Annotated in this window: 17 protein-coding genes; 8 read left to right on the top strand and 9 right to left on the bottom strand. The window is 65.2% G+C overall.

Translation table 11 applies throughout. The features are described 5' to 3' along the window. Positions 1 to 167: 167 nt before the first annotated feature. Entirely contained in the window at positions 168 to 3,917 is a 3,750-nt protein-coding gene (locus AAF481_00360; protein ID MEM7479596.1) for a CHAT domain-containing protein, read from the top strand. 20 nt (positions 3,918 to 3,937) lie between these two features. Here the strand turns inward: AAF481_00360 and AAF481_00355 are convergent, their stop codons facing one another. Together AAF481_00355 and AAF481_00350 are read right to left on the bottom strand one after the other, a co-directional pair. Beyond that, positions 3,938 to 5,470, bottom strand: a complete 1,533-nt coding sequence (locus tag AAF481_00355) for a jacalin-like lectin (protein MEM7479595.1) — start codon at positions 5,468 to 5,470, stop codon at positions 3,938 to 3,940. Positions 5,471 to 5,546: 76 nt separating this feature from the next. Next, positions 5,547 to 5,675, bottom strand: coding sequence for a hypothetical protein (locus tag AAF481_00350; protein MEM7479594.1), 129 nt, complete (start codon positions 5,673 to 5,675; stop codon positions 5,547 to 5,549). Positions 5,676 to 5,789: 114 nt separating this feature from the next. Between AAF481_00350 and AAF481_00345 the strand changes: the two genes are divergently transcribed. The 3 genes from AAF481_00345 to AAF481_00335 all read left to right on the top strand — a co-directional run bounded on the left by AAF481_00345 (position 5,790) and on the right by AAF481_00335 (position 8,920). Then, positions 5,790 to 7,751 carry a hypothetical protein gene (locus AAF481_00345; protein MEM7479593.1) on the top strand — a complete coding sequence of 654 codons (1,962 nt, stop codon included), beginning with the start codon at positions 5,790 to 5,792 and terminating at the stop codon, positions 7,749 to 7,751. A gap of 37 nt (positions 7,752 to 7,788) precedes the next feature. Further along, entirely contained in the window at positions 7,789 to 8,157 is a 369-nt protein-coding gene (locus AAF481_00340; protein MEM7479592.1) for an MmcQ/YjbR family DNA-binding protein, read from the top strand. A 136-nt stretch (positions 8,158 to 8,293) separates the two neighbouring features. Further along, positions 8,294 to 8,920, top strand: a complete 627-nt coding sequence (locus AAF481_00335; GenBank protein ID MEM7479591.1) for a DUF2239 family protein — start codon at positions 8,294 to 8,296, stop codon at positions 8,918 to 8,920. Positions 8,921 to 8,986: 66 nt separating this feature from the next. Here the strand turns inward: AAF481_00335 and AAF481_00330 are convergent, their stop codons facing one another. Further along, the gene (locus tag AAF481_00330) at positions 8,987 to 9,382 is read right to left on the bottom strand and encodes a hypothetical protein (protein MEM7479590.1); all 396 of its coding nucleotides are present in this window, start codon (positions 9,380 to 9,382) and stop codon (positions 8,987 to 8,989) included. A gap of 95 nt (positions 9,383 to 9,477) precedes the next feature. On the opposite strand from AAF481_00330, the gene AAF481_00325 reads away from it, so the two are divergent. The 4 genes from AAF481_00325 to AAF481_00310 are packed head-to-tail and all read left to right on the top strand — an operon-like array spanning position 9,478 to position 11,159. Further along, complete coding sequence (locus tag AAF481_00325; GenBank protein ID MEM7479589.1) at positions 9,478 to 9,714, top strand: hypothetical protein; 237 nt, start codon at positions 9,478 to 9,480, stop codon at positions 9,712 to 9,714. Next, positions 9,711 to 10,052: a type II toxin-antitoxin system PemK/MazF family toxin gene (locus AAF481_00320; GenBank protein ID MEM7479588.1), complete on the top strand. Its 342-nt coding sequence runs from the start codon at positions 9,711 to 9,713 to the stop codon at positions 10,050 to 10,052. Before AAF481_00325 ends, AAF481_00320 begins: the two co-directional genes overlap by 4 nt. A 4-nt stretch (positions 10,053 to 10,056) precedes the next feature. Continuing rightward, positions 10,057 to 10,743 (top strand): hypothetical protein, encoded by a 687-nt coding sequence (locus AAF481_00315; GenBank protein ID MEM7479587.1) that lies wholly within the window; start codon positions 10,057 to 10,059, stop codon positions 10,741 to 10,743. After that, positions 10,740 to 11,159 (top strand): hypothetical protein, encoded by a 420-nt coding sequence (locus AAF481_00310; GenBank protein ID MEM7479586.1) that lies wholly within the window; start codon positions 10,740 to 10,742, stop codon positions 11,157 to 11,159. The genes AAF481_00315 and AAF481_00310 overlap by 4 nt, the downstream gene beginning before the upstream one ends. 6 nt (positions 11,160 to 11,165) lie before the next feature. Here AAF481_00310 and AAF481_00305 read toward each other — a convergent pair whose 3' ends face one another. The 6 genes from AAF481_00305 to AAF481_00280 form a co-directional block, all read right to left on the bottom strand. Further along, positions 11,166 to 12,719: an amidohydrolase family protein gene (locus AAF481_00305; protein MEM7479585.1), complete on the bottom strand. Its 1,554-nt coding sequence runs from the start codon at positions 12,717 to 12,719 to the stop codon at positions 11,166 to 11,168. A gap of 34 nt (positions 12,720 to 12,753) precedes the next feature. Beyond that, complete coding sequence (locus tag AAF481_00300) at positions 12,754 to 14,634, bottom strand: histone deacetylase (protein MEM7479584.1); 1,881 nt, start codon at positions 14,632 to 14,634, stop codon at positions 12,754 to 12,756. Further along, complete coding sequence (locus AAF481_00295; protein ID MEM7479583.1) at positions 14,631 to 14,984, bottom strand: Smr/MutS family protein; 354 nt, start codon at positions 14,982 to 14,984, stop codon at positions 14,631 to 14,633. Before AAF481_00295 ends, AAF481_00300 begins: the two co-directional genes overlap by 4 nt. Beyond that, positions 14,981 to 16,108, bottom strand: coding sequence for an AI-2E family transporter (locus AAF481_00290; GenBank protein ID MEM7479582.1), 1,128 nt, complete (start codon positions 16,106 to 16,108; stop codon positions 14,981 to 14,983). Before AAF481_00290 ends, AAF481_00295 begins: the two co-directional genes overlap by 4 nt. Before the next feature lie 158 nt (positions 16,109 to 16,266). Next, positions 16,267 to 17,076 (bottom strand): anti-sigma factor, encoded by an 810-nt coding sequence (locus tag AAF481_00285; protein ID MEM7479581.1) that lies wholly within the window; start codon positions 17,074 to 17,076, stop codon positions 16,267 to 16,269. Next, positions 17,073 to 17,624, bottom strand: coding sequence for a sigma-70 family RNA polymerase sigma factor (locus tag AAF481_00280; protein MEM7479580.1), 552 nt, complete (start codon positions 17,622 to 17,624; stop codon positions 17,073 to 17,075). Before AAF481_00280 ends, AAF481_00285 begins: the two co-directional genes overlap by 4 nt. Positions 17,625 to 17,703: the final 79 nt, after the last annotated feature.

The raw sequence follows: 17,703 nt of genomic DNA, 5'->3' as shown, positions 1-17,703 counted from the left end.
TTGCGAGACCGTATGCCACTGAATCTGCTGCTCTATCCGCAGAAGCTGCCCCTCGACGTACTGACGGTACGCCTTCGTCGCAGAACCCACGAATGCCTTGTATCGTCAGCGACTGATGTCCCCGCGCTACGGTCGTCGATGAGAAATCCAGGTTAGGGCGGGCTACGATGCGCCTTTTTCTTTCTCTTCTGCTGGTTCTGTCTGTGGCTTGTGGCCAGTCCGATACAGCGACGTACATTCCGGTTCGAAATTTCGGCGCAGAAGTGACGACCGCGTGGGAGGCGGAAGCCTGGGAAGCGCTTCGTAGCCTGGATGCCGAACTCGATCTCGATAAAGACCTGTTTGCAAGGCAGTCGGTCGACACCTTGATCACCCTGGCCGCAGTGCGTCGTGTGGCGAATCTCGGTGACCCCATGCAAAGACTCGATGAAGCTGCCGCCTTGTCGGTGGATGGCTCCCTCTCCGCAGTTTCGAGGCTGAGGCTCGCTCGGGAATACCATCTCGCCGGTTTACCTGAAAAGGCATTGGAGGTTGCCTCTGCGGAGCCACGTGGCGCCGATCCTCAAGAACTCCAACAACTCCGAGCGGCTCTCGAGGACGAACTCGGGGCTTTCCTTCCGCCGAGCGGGGACTGGGGAACCCCAGGTCTGGCGTCGGAAGCTACTTTCGATCAGCGCTTGGCAAGGGTACTGACGGCACTGGACTCCGGAACTGTCGGCAGCCTCGGTCGCTATGTAGACGAACCTGAGGATGCTCCTGACGAACAGGCTACGGAGGCTCAAGGGCCTACGGTTTCCCCCTCTTCTTTTGCGGGCGGAATGCTGTCCAAAGTGTTGAGTGGAGGCGGCGGGTGTGAGGAGTTCGCAGACCTTTCTGACTCGATGTTGGACGTCGGTGACCCGCTCGCAGGGCTGTCCGAAAGGGGAGTGTCGAGTCTTCGATCCATGGTCGAGCAGTTTCTCGCCGCGGAAGCTCGCACGCCATGGGGCGGAGACCTCGGAGAAATCCCCATGCTTCTGGGCTTATACGAAGCTGAATCGTACTGGGCCAGCGAAGACACACTGGCTCTGCTGATGCGAGGAGGGCGGTCGGTCCATCTGATCGTCCTCGCGCTGGCGCCGGAAGGTCTGAGAGCGTTGTCCTTTCGCTTCTATGGAGATCCCGCCATCGAGTTCCTACCGGTATTGGGACGGGGGATGCAGCTAGTCGGTCGATACCGAGAAGGCAGCGGAGGGTACTTGGCAGCTTTCGTTCTGGATACCCCGAGTCTCCGACCGGTGTACTACGTCCAGGGTGTTCATCGCGGGGACATCCAACTGATCAATGTCGACGCCGATGCGGCGAAAGAGATCCTGCTCTTGGTCGCGGGTTCTCCCTGGGGCTGTACTCAGTGCGAAGCCATCTATGAAGGGCACATTTTCGACTACCACAAAGCCGACGGTTGCTTTGGGTATGCGGGGTCTTATGAAACCTCCGTTCCGCTCACATATCGGGCCGCTAGCTTTGGGTTCGGCATGACATCCGACATGATGCTGGAGGTGGAGCGAAACCTTTCCGGTCCAGCAGGACAACTGATCTTGGAAAAAGAGAGTATCGCCCCTGGAGATCTGACGGAGGAAGACATCCTCGAGTTAGCGTCAGCGATTGACGGCGAACTCAGCCTCCATGTCGACGCGGGGCGACCTCTGACTGTCGCTTCGTATGTTCGGCGCCTTGGAGACCTGATCGAGCGATCGGGCGTTGAGATGGAGGAGCTGTATCTGCAGGCTCGGTTGTCCCAGGCCTTTCACCTCTTTTTGGGAGGCGATTTCGCAGGCTCTCTCGAGATCACCGAGGACCCGCACATCAGGGATGGGCTGCGCGCCGAAGCGGATTCACGATCCGCGTGGATGAACCTGCGACTCGCCAGCCTTCTGACTAGCGGTGCGCTCGATGACGGGTTCGAAGAGCTCACCGAGTTGGCACGGGAAGTAGAAACCACAGAGGCGGCTCTCGAAGGCAATTTCGCCCTGTACTACCGTCAGATCGGCGACCATCAGAGCGCCTTGGAGCATGCTCGTCTTTCGGTTTCGCTCGCCTTCCCTGAAGCGAATGCGAGTAGCCGTAACCTCGGAGCTGTCCACGCCGCCTCCGCTGCTCTCAGCCTGGGCGACTTGGAGTCGTGTCTAACCTGGCTGCTGAGGGGTGTGCGGTGGTCCAGAGAATTCAATCACACCTCTGCTCTGAGCGGGATCCTTCAGATTGCCGCCCAATTGGCTTTGGAGCGCGAGCTGCCGACGCTGGCAGTGTTATTTCTCGACGAGGCCATCACCTTCTCGGACCCCTTGACCTGGTCCAACCATGGTGCGCCCATCATGCTGCTCTACGGTCGAGCTTTGGAAAAAGCGGGAAACGTTGAGGCGGCGCTCGCGGCTTTTCGGGCGGCGGATGCCAACGCTACGGGTCCTACCTATTCCGCCGGAGTGATGGCAAACTTCCATCTTTCGCGCCTGCTCGCTGACTCCGATGCCGTCGAATCCAAGCGCTACGCGAATCGGGCAGTCGAGCTTATCGGCTCCGGGCGCTCCTCGCTCTCCCTTGAAAGTCACAAGTGGTCGTTCCTGGGTGACAAGGACGAGATCGTCTCCTGGGCTGTCGAACTCGCCCGTCGGTCAGATGACGACGCCGAGGTCTTTCGGCTATTGGAGGAATGGAAGGCGCGCGTTTTTCGGGATGTCTATCGCTCGACCTCGACTCCGGCGATGGTGCGCCCGGTCGATCTGGGTGCGGTTCTGGAACGGCTGCGGCCTGATGAAGTATTGGTTTCCTACTTCGTCAGTCCGTCGATCTCTCTGCGAGCGGTGCTTGACAAGTCCGAAGGACTGACCGTTGAAGAGCTACGGTGTCCGAATGATGAGATCTTGAGTCTGGCGAGGCAATCCCGCGCAGCCTTCGATCTGACGAATCCGGAAGCTTTGCGGGCGATCCGGAAGGACGACCCATCCGGTGCGCTTCAGACTCACTTGGCGACCCTCGGTCGCTGCCTCTTCGATGGGATGAGCGATCTTCGTGGCAAGGTCGTGGTCGTCGCGCCGGACGAAGATCTCTTCGGCCTCCCTTGGCCGGCTCTGGAGGTGGACGGCGCCCCGCTATCTGCACTGGCGTCGACGGCCTTGGTGCCGTCGATCAGCTTTGCGATGGAACACCTCGAAAAGAGGTCGGTGGCCGGATCGGGGGGCGGCGCCGCCGAAATGGAGATGCTTGTTCTCGCGGCCCTCGGACCCTACGAGCCGACTCCAAGTCCGGATTCCCTCTCTCCGCCGACCGCGATTCCTCGGCAACTGCCCCGCCTTCGCGGGGGAGTGCGTGAGGTGAAGTCCGTCGATCGAGCGCTATCCAGGATGGCCGCTTCCCAGATTTTGGTCGATCGGGGGGATGTTCGCCGGTTCGACCCCGCCCGCACCGAAGTCGCTTCCAAGGAGGCCTTTCTGGAGAAGATGCCGGACGCGAAAGTGGTGCACGTGATCGCTCACGGGCTTTTCGACCCGGTGATTCCAATGCAGTCCTCACTGCTCCTTTCGAGTGACTTCGAGGCCCGCTTGAAAGCGATCGATCTGGCCAAGCTCGACCTTTCGAAAGTTCAACTGGTGACGCTGAGTTCGTGTGATTCTGGAGTGGTTGACGGAAAACCCGGCAGTGAACCCGTGGGTTTTGTCCGAGCTGTCTTGGGAGCCGGAAGTGACTCGGTCCTCCTTGCTCGCTGGCGGGTCGACGATGCGGTAACGACTTCGTTCATGGGCGACTTCTATGCGGCCTTGGAGGAGCACGGACGGGCCGAAGCTCTCCGCCTCGCGCGCGAGAAGGTCCGGCGAAAGTTCGAGCATCCGTACTTTTGGGCGAGCTTCGTTTTGCAAGGCGGCTGGGGCGAACTCAACTGACTACCGGTTCGCTGCACCGTTCAGACGGCGCCGAAGTCCGCCCCGAGGGCGTACAGGCGCCCGTGCCCTAGATCGCTCGAGTTGTCGGCGAAGACCCGCAATCCGAGGAGCCCATAGCCGGCGGGAACCTCATGGTTGAAGGGCTCGCCGTCGGTTCCTCCGCCGAAGCGCGGCGTGTAGCGCAGCGCGCCGCTGACGCCGTCGCGAATGGTGAAGGAGAGATCGTTGATGTGGTGCCAGGCGGTTCCATGGATGCCGCAGATGTGCTCCGTCGGAGTCAGTGTGAATTCGCTGTAGAGGCCGCGAAGGCCGCCGAACCGGTGGCAGGCGGCGGGTGCCGAAGTACAGACGAAGATGCCGTGAACTCCCGCCTGGTCGGTCCACAGCCCGAATCGCCGGATCGGTCGATCGAAGGTCATGGCATCGGCAGAACCGAAGGCGGGGCCGAAGGCCGCCGTGGATCCCAGAGCGAAGGGTGGTTGGCTGGCCGCCCGCGGTCGAACCACCGCCCCCAGCGTGGCGAGCTCTTTCTCGTCCTGGGTGCGATGTCCGGCGAAGCCGACGATTTCGAGTCCTCCAGGAGCCCGGAAAGTGAAGTCCGACGCCTTCGGCTTGCCCACGAGGATCTCTTGTCGATTGGACTTGAGGCGCAGCCACCGGACCCGGTTGTCGAACCCACCGCTCACTTCTTCGAGAAACTCTCCGGGCGCCAGATCGAAGTTTGTCGGTTCGCCGGACAGTTGCGACTGCAGACGGCTGTCTCGCTGGATTCCTTGGCCGTCCTGGTAGGTGAACTGGTACCCGGTGATTCGATCGTCCGTCGCCCAGACCAGGATTCGATGGACGCCTTCGTCAGGGCGAATCCCGTCGATGGTGTCTGCGTAGACACTCCGGGTGTCGTTGCCGTGGTAGGGCTTCGGAACCCCCAGGACCGTCAGTCCATCCACCCGTCCGTAGAGCTGCAGGATCGACCACTTGTCGTCGGCGCTCAGCTCGGGGTGGTTGTTTCCTCTCCAGCGGGAGCCGGGCGGCCATCGGGAGGGTCCCATGGCGACCAGCGGAAACCCCGACCAGCGATGGTCGTAGTGCATGGCCGAGCAGTAGTCGTAGCGGCCCAGCACGAGGACGGATGTGCCCGCAGGAGAGTGGGTTGTGCAGTCCTCAAGGGGTCCGGCATCCCGTGAGGAACCGCCGGAAGTTCCGCTCTTCGGCGAGTTGTCAATGGTGTTGAAGTACAGGCCGTCGGGACGATACTGCTCGTGATGCAACCCGAGAGCGTGGCCGAGTTCGTGCACTCCGTGGCCGACGGAACTCCAGTCAGTATTCAGAAACACCGAGTAGGTGCCTTGTCCCACACTTTCGGAGGCGTTCCTGTCGGAGGAGTCGAGGGTGACGACGGGGCCCGGCGGCGCGGCCTCAACGAACTCGACATTGGCGCGCCGCCAGATCTCCATAGCGCGGCTGAAGTAGTCCAAGTGCTGCGCGGTGATGCTCGCTCCCCAGCGGTAGCGGAGAACTCCCTGTCCCCACACATTCTTGACTGCATACCCCATGATCCTTCTCCTCCGGTAAGAAAGTGGATCCTGATGCCTGGGGTGACTCGCGCTACGAAACTGTTTCGCCGCCGGGCTAGGGGCACCGGTAGTTTCGCCAGCCTTCGCCGATGTCGGTGGCGGTAAATCCGAGATTGTCGCGCAAAAAGGCATGCAGAGCCTCCGGCTGCGAGCTGTAGAACATCGGGTGGTCGCCTTTGATCATCGCACTTTCCTTTCTGGCGGCGGGATGCAACTCCTGGGAGCCAGGATATCCGCTGGATGAGGCACAGTGGGGTCGACCGCAGGGCGGGCGACGCGGTGGAGTAGCATCCAGGCCATGATCAGAGCCGAGGTGACGCGCGAGTTGGTCTTTTCCGTTGACGAGTCCGGGGTCCTGTCGGAAGCCGGCCGCATTCCGCAACCGCTTCGTCGGAGGCTGAGAGCCCTGGTCCTCGCGGTGTGTCTTGTCCCAGCCGCACTGCACGCCGACTCCGCTCCCTCAGATCTTTCATGTTCCGCCGACCTGGATCGTCAGGAGGTCTCGCGCCTCTTCGATCTGGCGCGTACGCGAATGGCGGTGCCGGCCGGGTTGGACTTGTCTGCTCTAGAAGGCGTCGGAGGTGGCTCTCCACAGTGCATCGTGTTCCTCACGGCGAGCGATGGCGGTCGAGCTTTCACCACCCTCGGGCGGGGAGAGACCGCCGAACGGGCGGTGGCGCGCGCGGCGGATCGCCAGGCCCTGCGGCCGAGGCGGGGTGTCCTCTGGCTTCGCCTCGGCTTCGTCCACCGGCTCGAGCCGAGTCTTCCCATGCGGGGTTCCGCCATCGGTTCAATCGCTTCCTCCGATGATCTCGGAGTAGTCGGTGTGGCGACTTCCCGGGCCTTCGAGGCGGCGATCCACCCGGAGGAGCTAATGGCCTACCGACTGGTAGCCCAAAGCGGTGACCTGCGCGCCGCCCGGGTGCGCGGATTCCTGGATCGCTTTCCCCATCGCGCGCCTCCGATCGACCGCCGGGACGCGTCGCCACCGGCCGCAACTACTCGAATGCCGGACGCATCGGCGACCTTTCCCGTGCCCTTCGTCCTGCGGTCGTTTTTCGATGGCGCAGAGGGTGCCGGCGCCGAGAATCTCGAGCGCGGAAACCGGACGGCAAGTGGGTTGCGAGGTGAGAACTCCGCGGCGGTCCTGCGGAATCGCGCCCTAGTTGCCGGCCGCTACCTGGTGCGCAATGTCGGAGCCGACGGGCGCTTCGGCTACAACTACCTGCCGAAGTCCAATCGCTTCGCCGACGACTACAACATCCTGCGCCATGCGGGCACCGTGTACTCGCTCTTCGAGCTGTACCGGGCGACCGGTGTCGCCTCCTTTCACACCGCCGGCGACCGCGCCCTCAGCTACCTGAGAGACCAGTTTCGGCCCTGTCCCCACGCTTCCGAGGCCCTCTGTCTGGTGGAGGACGGCGAGATCAAACTGGGCGGCAATGGACTGGCGATTCTGGCACTCCTCGAACATCCCGCAGTGGAGGAACGGCCGGATCTCCTAGCCGACGCCCGCAAGCTCGCCGCCGGCATCATCGCCCTCCAGCAGAAGGACGGCCGCTTCCAGCCGCACAAACTCACCTGGCCCGGTGGAGAGGCCGACGACTTCGTGTCCATCTACTACCCGGGCGAGGCCTGCTTCGCCCTGGCCCGCCTTACCGTTCGTACCGGGGAACGAAAGTGGCTGGACGCCGCGGTGTACGGCGTCCTCTACCTGACCGAGGTGCGCGATGGGGGCCTGAAAGACGATGAGTTGCCCCATGACCACTGGCTCGCCTACGCCTTGCGGGAGATCGAGAGGGGTTCCACGGCGGCGGGGGAGAACGCTCTCCGATCCTCCCGCCGAACCTATGCCCGGCGCATGATGGGAGCCATGGTCCGGGCGCAGAACTCTCTCGCCAACGGTCTGGAGCCGCCGGATTGGGCTGGCGGTTTCTACCGGCCGCCGCGCTCGGCGCCGACTTCGACGCGCCTCGAAGGCATGGTGGCGGTAGTGGATCTTCTCGGCGATGCCGGTGGCGGAGAAGAAGCGGTCTGCGCGGCGGCGGACTACCTGCTGCGCACCCAGTTCGAAGCTCCCTCGGCCCTTTTCCTCGCCGAACCGGAGCGGGTGCTCGGCGGCTTTCGCCGTAGCCTCACCGATTTTCAGCTACGCATCGACACCTCGCAGCACGCCGTGTCGGCTCTTTTGGGCCTCGCTCGCCTGATCGACGAAGGGCGCCTTTCGTGCAGCGGTGGACCCACCCAACCTCTCGACTAGAACCCAGCGCGCGCCGCGGAGTGCTAGCCTGCAGGCCATGAGCGAATCAGAGTTCCAGCACCCCGTCATCCTGGCCCTTCGCGCCCGCGCTTTGGCATTCCCCGAGGTCGTGGAGGGCGACTCCTGCGTCAAGCGAAGCTTCAAGGTACGCAACAAGAGTTTCCTCTTTCTGGGAGAGAAAACGGACGAATACAACGTCATGGTGAAGCTCGGCCCGGCGCTCGAAGAAGCGACTGCTCTGGCGAAGCCCAGGGCCGGGCGGTGGAGCGTGGGGATGTCCGGCTGGACGACTTTGAAGTTCGATCCCGAAGAGGTGCCGCCGGAGGGATTGTTGGAGCGTTGGTTGGACGAGAGCTATCGGTTGCAGGCGCCGAAATCCTTGCTTAGAGAGCTCGCAGCGGGCTAGCGACGGGGGCAGACCTCTGCGATGAGATCGGCCTCTTTGCGGCCGGAGTCAATTTTACCCGGATAAAATTGACAAGCAGGATCGAATCCGAGTACATTGCGGGCCGACGGATGAACCCCTAAAGGAGATTCGAGCGATGTCCTGCGAACCCCAGATGGATCCCAGAGAACAGCCGTCCCTCGTGGCCTTTGTCGGCGATGAGCTGGTGGAGCGAGGCGCACCACCAGATGTGGCGCTGGCCCTCAAGCGCCGGACCGATCCTGGAGAGGAGCGGCCGGTGCTGGTATTCGATGCGGTCACCAGCCGACCCTTCGAACTCGACCTGCGCGGCACCGACGAAGAGGTGCGGGCGCGGCTGGCTCCGCCGCCGGTGAAGGGCGATGGCCCTACGCCCACCGTGCGTCGCGGACCCGGGAGACCGAAGCTCGGCGTGGTGGCGCGCGAGGTGACCTTACTTCCGCGCCACTGGGAGTGGTTGGCAGAGCAGCCGGGGAGCGCTTCCGTCACCCTCCGCCGGTTGGTGGACGCAGCGCGGAAAGAGGAGGTGGGCAAGGTCTCGCTGCGGCGGGCGCAGGAGTCGGCCTACCGGTTTCTTTCGGTCATGGCGGGCGATGCCGTGGGTTTCGAGGAGGCCATCAGGGCGCTCTTCGCCGGCGATGCGGAACGCTTTCGCGAACTCATCGGCGCCTGGCCGGCGGACGTCCGCCGCCATGCCAAAGAACTCGCCGGCGTCGCCTTCGCGGCGGCGGCCGAAGCGGGCTGACCCCTGGCCGGTGCTCGGCGCTTGCCCGACAGACCATCAGCGGAGGCCACCGCGCTGGCAACCTGGCTAGAAGTCCGCGAACCAAAACAGCATCTGTACCAGGGCGAGTCCTCCGGCGAGAGCCAAGACGGTGGTGAAGAGGCCCAGTTTGCGCGAGGCGATCCAGCCGCTGGCGCCGATGCTGGTGAAGAATCCGACGACGCCGGCGAGGAGCCCATACGAGGGCCAGCGGTTCAGTTGGGCGATGCGGTTGGCGAGATCCACGTTCTCCTTCGCTAGAGCGCGGCTCATGTCTGCCGACATGAAGGACCACATGAGGGCGGCGGATACCAGGCACAAGGCGCCGGCGATGGCGGTGGCGACGGTGACCTTGGCCGAGCGGGAGAGAGCACTGGGGTCTCGGGTTCCCGTGCCGGCCGCCAGCAGCGCCGCGGCGGCGGTGAAGGCGAGGCCGCCTAGCACCGCGCTGATCGAGGCGAGCTGCTGGTAGGCCTGGACGTAATAGTCATTCGTATTCTAGCGTTGCCGGGAGGTTATACCTGAGTTATACTAAGGGCATGAAAACAGCCATCTCGATACCCGACGCCGATTTCGAGAGCGCGGAGGACCTCGCACGACGTCTGGGAGTCTCCCGCAGCAAGCTCTATGCGGAAGCCGTCCGGGAGTTCGTTCGGGCGCGTCGTGATCTCGGGGTACGGGAAGCGCTGGATCGAGTCTATGCCGCGGAAGACTCGGAACTTTCCGAGGAGACTTCCGCAATGCAGTCGGCCTCTCTGCCCGATGACGACTGGTGATAAAGCGGGGCGAGATCTGGTGGGCCGCACTGTCGGATCCGAGAGGATCCGGACCGGGATCTCAACGTCCTGTACTGGTGGTTCAATCCGACGAGTTCAACCGCAGTCGAATCCGAACGGTCATTGCCGTGGTCTTGACCAGCAATCTTCGACTGGCCGAGGCTCCCGGCAACCTCGTCTTGCCAAAGTCGGCCACCCATCTCTCGAGGGACTCTGTAGCCAACGTGTCTCAGCTCGTCACAATCGATCGCAGCTTCCTTGCGGAAGCCGTTTCCCTCTTGCCTGCCCGGTGGATGGTTCGGGTGGCGAACGGGCTTCAACTTGTGCTCGGGCTGTGACGCCATGAAGACCTTCGAAACCCTCGGCGAAGTCACCACCCCGGACGGCAAGGCGCTGACCCTGCATCGCCGCGGCGACGATGTCTGGATCTACCTCGACGGCGCGGAGTTGATGGGGAGCCGCGATCCCGGCTCCGAACGGGCGCTGGCCGCGTTGGGCTGTGCCGGCCTGGCGAAGCGGCCGGCGCCGCGGGTGCTCGTAGGTGGTCTGGGATTCGGCTTCACGGTGCGGGCGGTGCTCGAAGAGCTGCCCCAGGTGGCCGAGGTGGTGGTGGCGGAGAAGTTTCCGATCGTCGCCGAGTGGAACCGCGAGGTGCTCGGCGGGATCTACCGCCGCACCCTGACGGATTCCAGGGTGAACTTGGCGGTGGGGGATGTGCGCCGCTGCCTCGCACCCAAGGCCGCCTTCGACGCCATCTTGCTCGATGTCGACAACGGCCCCTCGGCCTGGTGCCTGGAGACCAACGGCTGGCTCTATGGCCGGGCCGGCCTGGCCGCTCTCTTCGAGTCCCTAAATCCCGGCGGCATGCTCGCCGTGTGGTCGGCTTTTCAGGACAAGGCCTTCGTCAAGAAGCTGCGCGTGGCCGGCTTCGAGGCGCGGGCCGAGGCGGTGCGGTCGCGCGGCTCGAAGGGTACCTGGCACACCATTTTTCTGGGCGAGAAGCGCGTGCCGAGGAGGCGCCGGCGATGAGCGCTTTGGCTCCCTACTTGATGATCGCCAGTGCGGCGGTGGTCTTCGCCCTCGGCACGGTCCATCTGCTGTTCACGTTTCGGGGCCGACAGCTCCAGCCCCGCGACGCGGAGCTGACCGCGCGCCTCCAGCGGTCGACCTTGGGCATCACCCGGCAGACGACCGTCTGGAAGGCGTGGATCGGTTTCAACGCCAGCCACAGCCTGGGCGCGATGCTCTTTGCTGCGAGCTACGGATACCTCGCACTGCAGCATGGCCCGCTCCTCTTCAGCTCCGAGTACCTTCTCGCATTGGGGTTGGTAGTGCTCTGCGCCTACCTGTGGCTGGCCTGGCGTTACTGGTTCAGCTCACCTTTCTATGGCATCGCGCTGGCGCTGGTGCTGTACCTGCTGGCTTGGATCCTGCGCTGGACCTGAGGCTTTCTATTCGCCGGACGGGCCATTCGCTGCTAGCTGCGACCGTTTCACCGGCCGGCCTCGCACGATCACCGTGGCGAGGGAGTCGTAGGCCTCCACCGAATTGAGTGGGTTCTGTCGCAGGACGAGGAGGTGGGCGGTCTTTCCCGGCTCCACGGTGCCGAGTCGGTCTTCCAGGTGGAAGGCGCGGGCGTTCTCGAGAGTGGCGGCACGGAAAATCTGCGCCGGGGTCATTCCCGCCCGGGTGAGCTCTCGCATCTCCAGGAAGCCGTTGTAGCCCGGAGGGTTGCCGTAGGTCGGCGACGACGGGGTGTCGCTGCCGAAAAGCAGCCGGCCGCCGTGGCGGGCGAGGTGGTCGATCACCGCGGCGCCCTGCGCGATACCTCCGCCGAGGGCGGCGCGCACGCGTTCGTCCGGTGCGCCGCCGAAGTCGTTGCGCAGTTCCTCGCGGAACCACTTCCCGTCGGCGCTGCGATACCAGTCGATCAGCGCTGCCGGCAGCACCGCCGTGAGCTGCGGATCGTCGAGGAAGGCCGGATCGAACATCGCCTGGAGACCGGACATCACCCGCGCGGTGGGCATCACGCCGATCTTCTGCGCAATTTCCTGGTCGAGGACCTGCCGGATCTCCTGCGGCAAACCGCCGCCTTCCGGCACCGCCAGGCCGTCCCAGTTCCACATGCCGTGGACTACCACGTCGGCGCCGGTTTCGGTGGCGAAGCGGTGGAACTCGTAGGAGTTGGCGTGCAGGCTCACGGTGAGGCCGTGCCGATGGCCCGCGGCGACGATCTCGCGCACCATCTCGGCGGTGGGGGTCGGCCAGCGCTTGACCGGGCCGAAGCCGTCCTCGGCAAACACCTTGACGCAGATCGCGCCGCCGGCGGCCACCCGCTCGACGGCGGTGGCCGGTGCGTGGTCTTCCGGCCGGAAGCGCCGCGGGATGCGCTCTGCCTGCCGCGGGTCCCACAGAAAGTTGGGGTAGAGGTCGAAGGCCACCGCCGGCGGCAGGAAGGCCATCGGGTAGCCGTTCGCCAGGGCCAGAGCGCCGCCGCAGTCGTAGACGTCCGGCGCCAGGTTCGCGCCGCGCATCCGTCGGATCGGTTCGGGATCGACTACGTTGAGGTCGATCAGGGTGGTGAATCCGAAGTAGAGATAGCTCTTCGGAAGCTGGCGTTGGTAGACCTCGACCAGGGGTTCGAGCGGTGCCGGCGGGGGCAGGGGGATTCCCGGTACGCTGGCCAGGTGGACGTGAGCGTCGATCAGGCCGGGGGTGACGAACCCGCCGTTGGCATCGAGTACTCGTTCCGCCTCAGGGGCGCCCTCGGTTTCCCGGCCGATGGACGCGATGCGCCCGCCGGCGATGGCGATCCAGGCGTTTTCGAGAGGCGCTTCGCGTTCCGGCGACACGAGGGTAGCGTGGCGGATCACCAGATCGAACCCCGACCTCGCCTCCGCCGAATCGACCGAGGCGGTGTCGGAGGCACAGCCGGCGATCAGCAACGAGACGAAAACGAGAAGGAGAGGGCGAGCGGCGGCCGGACCGGCGAGTTTGTTCTTCATGTTCGCTCCCTACGCCGCCGGCGAGCGGTTCGTTTCAGCCGGCCGTCGCCGGCCGGAGTTCGAGGCGTGTGTTCCCCCGAACGGCTTCCGCTTCTTCCTCGTAGGTATCACCGTGCATTCGGGATTCCAGCTCGTCGGAAATCGGCAGCACCATCGGCACCGGCTGCCAGCGGAAGGGCTCGCCGGTATCGAGATTTTGCACCCTGCCCTCGTCGACGGCGCCGGTGGCTTGTGCCAGGGGCAGGCCACCGAGAGCTGAGCGCAGAGCGCGGAATCGCCCTTCGTCCTGCGGGTGGACGAAGCGCAACACCCGGCGCGACTGGCTGGCCGTATGGTAGTGAGACGGTACGAAGAGCAAGCCGTCGAGCTGTTGGCGATCGCACACCAGCACGAGCAGAGCGATCAGGTCGCGCAACATGCCCAATCCCGGATGCTGCTGTCCCGGCAGGCGCGGCTGCCGATCCGAGAACTCCCGGCGGGGGTTCTGGAGTAGCAGCCACTCCACCCGCAGCATCTCGTGCGGCGGCAGGGACGCCTTGTCGCGCCGCACCTTGAGTTCCATCAACAGGTGTCGCCGTCGCGGGCTGCCGAACACCCGCATCGTCTCGCCATCGGCGCCGGAAAGGTCGAAGTCGAGCACCGGTTGCCGGTAGCCGAGGGCGCGCAGGCGATCGAACAGGCCAGCCCGCTCCAGGGCCAGCTCGATGCCGTGCTGCGAGTAGTAGCCGAGGAAGCGTTCCGAGCGCCGTCGCGGGCTGCCGAGGGCGCCGAGAATGTCTTCCTCCGAGAGGCCCCAATCGTCGGGATCCTCACCGGTGAGTTCCGCCGGCCGAAAGTGGGCAGCGAGGCGGCGGTAGCCGGCGAGGGTGAGGGCCTCGGTGGTGGGTGGTTCCAGGGCATCGCCGGTCAACATCCAGGCGAGGGTGCGCGCCGTGTGGCGCCAGGCGTCGCTGCCGTAGCCGCCGCCGAGGACGATCACCAGGGGTCGTTTGGCGAATCGCGTCTCCCCCTTGGGCTCGCCGTCCGCCGGTTCCGGGCTCCGCCTTGGGCGGCTGAGTTCATAGACCCGCCGGTCCCGCGCCAGCAGCCCCTCGGCGGACAGGCTCCAGTCGCCCAGCTTGTCGTCCTCCGCCGGATCGGTGCCGGCGATGTAGAGCACCAGCTCCGGGCGAAAGGCCTCGAACAGCGGGGGGAGGCTCTCGTCGAGCACCGCCAGGAACCGCTCGTCTTCGATTCCGGCGCCAAGTTCGATCGCCGTTGAGGCGACGGCCTCTCCGTCACCGTTGGTCTGGTTGTGAATGGAGAAGGTGTGGACGGTGTCGTCCGCCGCGAAGTGCTCGCGGGTGGCGTCGCCGTCGTGCAGGTCGAGGTCGACGATCAGGATCCGGCCGTCGAACCCTCGCTGCCTCTGGTCGGCGACCGCCGCGGCGACGTCGTGGAACACGCAGAACCGCTCGGCGCGGTCCGGAAAGGCGTGGTGCAGTCCGCCGCCAAGGTTGACGGCGATACCGCCGCTGACGGCGACCAGGCGGGTGGCGAGCAGGGTGCCGCCGGCCATCAGTCGCTGGGTCGCCATCAGCGCGTTGTGCTCGCCATCGCTCGGCTGGAATCCGACCGCCCGAGACAGGCTGGCCGGGTCGTGGAGGGCGTCCAGGTAGTCCTCGTGATGGATCTGCCGCAGGAGCTGAAGCGGTACCGGATCGGGCTCGTGGATGTGGCTCGGCCGCACCAGGTCTTGTCCTTCCAGGTAGGCGAGGATGCGTTCGCCGCGCCGGGGGTCGTGCAGGCCGGTGTTGAGGGTGAGGGCGTAGCCGGGGCCGTAGACCAGCTCGACAGATCGGCGATCCAAAATGTTCGAGAGCTTGCGCCAGCGGCGGCGCACGATCCCCGGCAGCCAGCCGATGGGGTTCTTCATTGCAGCCGCACTCGGGTGGCGCCCCAGCCTCCGGCGTCGGCCGGTGCATCGCCGTATTCGACCACCCTTGGATCGCGTTCGAGCAGGGTGCGGACGGTGTTGCGCTGCACCCCGATGCCCCGTCCGTGAACGATGCGCAGGGAGCGCAGTCCGCGCTCGTAGGCGGCATCGAGATAGTCCCGCACCAGCGCGGCGATCTCGCGCGGCGGAAAACTGTGCAGGTCGAGGGTGTCGGTGATCTCGAGCTCGACGGGTTCGCCGGCCAGGGGGTCGTCGGGGTTACCCTTCGCCCGCTCGGTGTCGAATCCGGGGTGAGGATGGCGCGGCTCGTCCCCGTCGCGGCGGGTCATGGAGGAGATTCGAGCGGCGGCATTTCGTCCGCCGGCAGCTCGTCTGCCGATTCCGTCACCGTCTCCCGCGGCTCGGGGGAGGACGTCGGCTCGGCCCGGATCTCCGGTCCCAGCAAAATGGCGAACCAGCGTGTGGAGGGATTGGCCTCCATGGCGATCTTGATGGTGAGGGTCAGCGGTGCCGAGAGCAGCATGCCCACCGGCCCGAAGATCCAGCCCCAGAAGAGCAGCGAGAGGAAGACGACGAGGGTCGAGAGGCCCAGCCGTTTTCCCATGATCCGCGGTTCGATCAAGTTGCCGACGGCGATGTTGACCAGCACATAGCCGGCGGTCAGCACCAGCGCCCGCCCGAGTCCGTACTGGATGAAGGCCAGCAGGACCGCCGGCACGGCGGCGAGGATCGAGCCGATATTGGGGATGAAGTTGAGCAAAAAGGCCACTAGGCCCCAGAGGAGGGCGAAGTCCACTCCCAGCAGGGTGGCCCAAAGGGCGATGATGGTGCCGGTCAGCAGGCTGATCGCCGTCTTGAGGCTCAGATACCGCTTGAGGTCGTCGGCGGCGCGATTGAAATACTTGAAGTAGCGCTGGGCGCCTCCCGCCTCGCCGAAGGCCGCCTGCATCTTGGTGGGCAGCGAGGCCGCTTCGAGCAACAGGAAGAAGACCGTGAAGAAGATCAGGAACACGTTGCCCAGCACCCCGCTCAAGGCCCCGAGAAGCAACGACACTCCGTTCATCACGGCGCCCGGCTCCAGGCTGTCGAGAATCTCTTGCAGGGAAAGCCTCTGGCCCATCTCACCGGAAAGGGAGACGAGTTCCTCCTGGAGGCGCTGTTGGTAGACCGGAATGCGGCTGGTGAACTCGTTGATGGTGCGACCCACGAATACCGCCAGGCCGACCACCGCCGCCATGATGGTGAACACGACGGTCACCACCGCCAGCCAGTTCGGGGCGCCCCGCTGGCGCAGCCAGGCCACCGGCGAGGCGGCGATCACCGCCAGGAAGATCGAGAGCAGAAACGGCACCAGCAAGGCCTGAGCCCACTGCAGAGCGACGGCCAGAATGGCAAGGGACGCCGCAATGAGCAGGACTCGGAGGGCGCGGGATGGAGCCAGTGGGTCGTTCATGGTCGGAACCGCAAACTACTGCAAATCATAGCGGATCGGAGCGATGCTTCGGTTCACCGGCCCGTTTCCATGGGCCATGCGGCATTCGTCCATCACCGTGAGAGGCGGGAGTCGCCCTACCGTCGGTGACAGGGGAGAGCAGGTTGAGGGGCGCGGAGCTACGACTCTACGGCCGCCGCGAGAACGATCCGTTCGCGATCGGACACCACCACGCCGCCGGCCTGTTCGAGAGTGACGGCGAAGAGTGCCGGCTGTTCGAAGGGAAGGCGGGCGTCGATCGGGACGATCACTTCGTCGGCCCCCGGCGGGATGTCGAACACTCCGCCGTCGATGGGGTAGCGGTCGTCCCGCTGCTGATCGAACAGCCAGAGTTGATATTGCTTTTCATTCGGATCGTTGACCGCCAGGCCGCGGATTCGCATGAATCCGCGCTGGAGCGAGGAGCTCCACACTACGTCGCCTTCGGCGCCGCGGGCGGCGAGATCTTCGGTCGCCGACCAGGGCAGGGTTTGGACGTCGTCGGCGTTGGCGAGGAGCGTGGCGCGCTGTTCGGCGGCACTCGGTGGCGCCGGCGCCTCGACCTGGGGCCACCAGGCGACGACGGCGAGCAGCAGGCCGGCGGCGGCCACCAACCACGGCACCCAGCGATTTGCGGCAGGACTCGCCGTCAGGTCGTGCGGGTGCCTTTGCCCCGGCAGCTCCTCCTGGGAAGCCGGCATCTCTTCCGTCGGCGGGAAGAAATTCGCTGCGTCGCTGCGCACCCGGCGGGCGAGGGCGGGCGGCAGCGCCGCCGGCGCTTCGCTCAGGGCTTCGTCGATCGCCGCGGCGGTCAGGTCGAATTCGTCGCCGGCCCAGCTGGGATCGCGGTCGAGGAGGCGGGCGAGCTCCTCGCCGTCGGCCAGGCCCAAACCTTCCGTCGCGCGCTGCGCGAGGAGTTCGAGGAGGCGTTCGTCGGCGGGCCGGTTCATGACATCACTTTCTGGCCGGAAGAGCCTTCGTGGACCGCGAGTTCCTGCCGAACCATTGTCAACCCGCGGGCGATGTGGGATTTGACCGTGCCCAGGGGCGTGTCCGTGCGTTCGGCGATTTCGCTGTGGGACATACCGTAGTAGATCGATAACTGCAGGGCGCGGCGCTGTTCCGGTTTGAGCTTGGCGAGGGCCTTGTGGGCGATCGCCGCCTCCGCTCCGTGTTCGATCGAACGATGCGGGGTCGAGCCCACCTCACCGAAGGCCGGCAGCGGGCGCAGCTCCGGCTGGCGCTGGGTGCGGCGCGAGCGATCGATCAGGCGGCGGCGGGCGATCATGGTGATGAAGGTCTTCTCCGAGGCTTTGGAGGCATCAAACTTCGCCGCGTTGCGCCACACCGCGAGGAAGATTTCCTGCACCGCGTCTTCCGCGTCCGCCGCAGACGGTGACAAGCGGCGAGCAATGCTCCAGATCAAGCCACCGTATTCGTCGATACAGAGCTCTACGGCTTGCCGGTCGCCGGCACCGATTCGGGCCAAAAGGCTCACGGGGAGTGTCGCTGTGGGCAGGGGGAAAGGAGCATGGGCGCATGGTACGGGAAGTCGCGCGAGGAGGAAAGCCCTCCCC

Source organism: Acidobacteriota bacterium (assembly GCA_039030395.1).
Lineage (GTDB): Bacteria > Acidobacteriota > Thermoanaerobaculia > Multivoradales > JBCCEF01 > JBCCEF01.
Note: the sequence above shows the minus strand (reverse complement) of the source record. Positions and strands in the feature narration are given on the sequence as shown.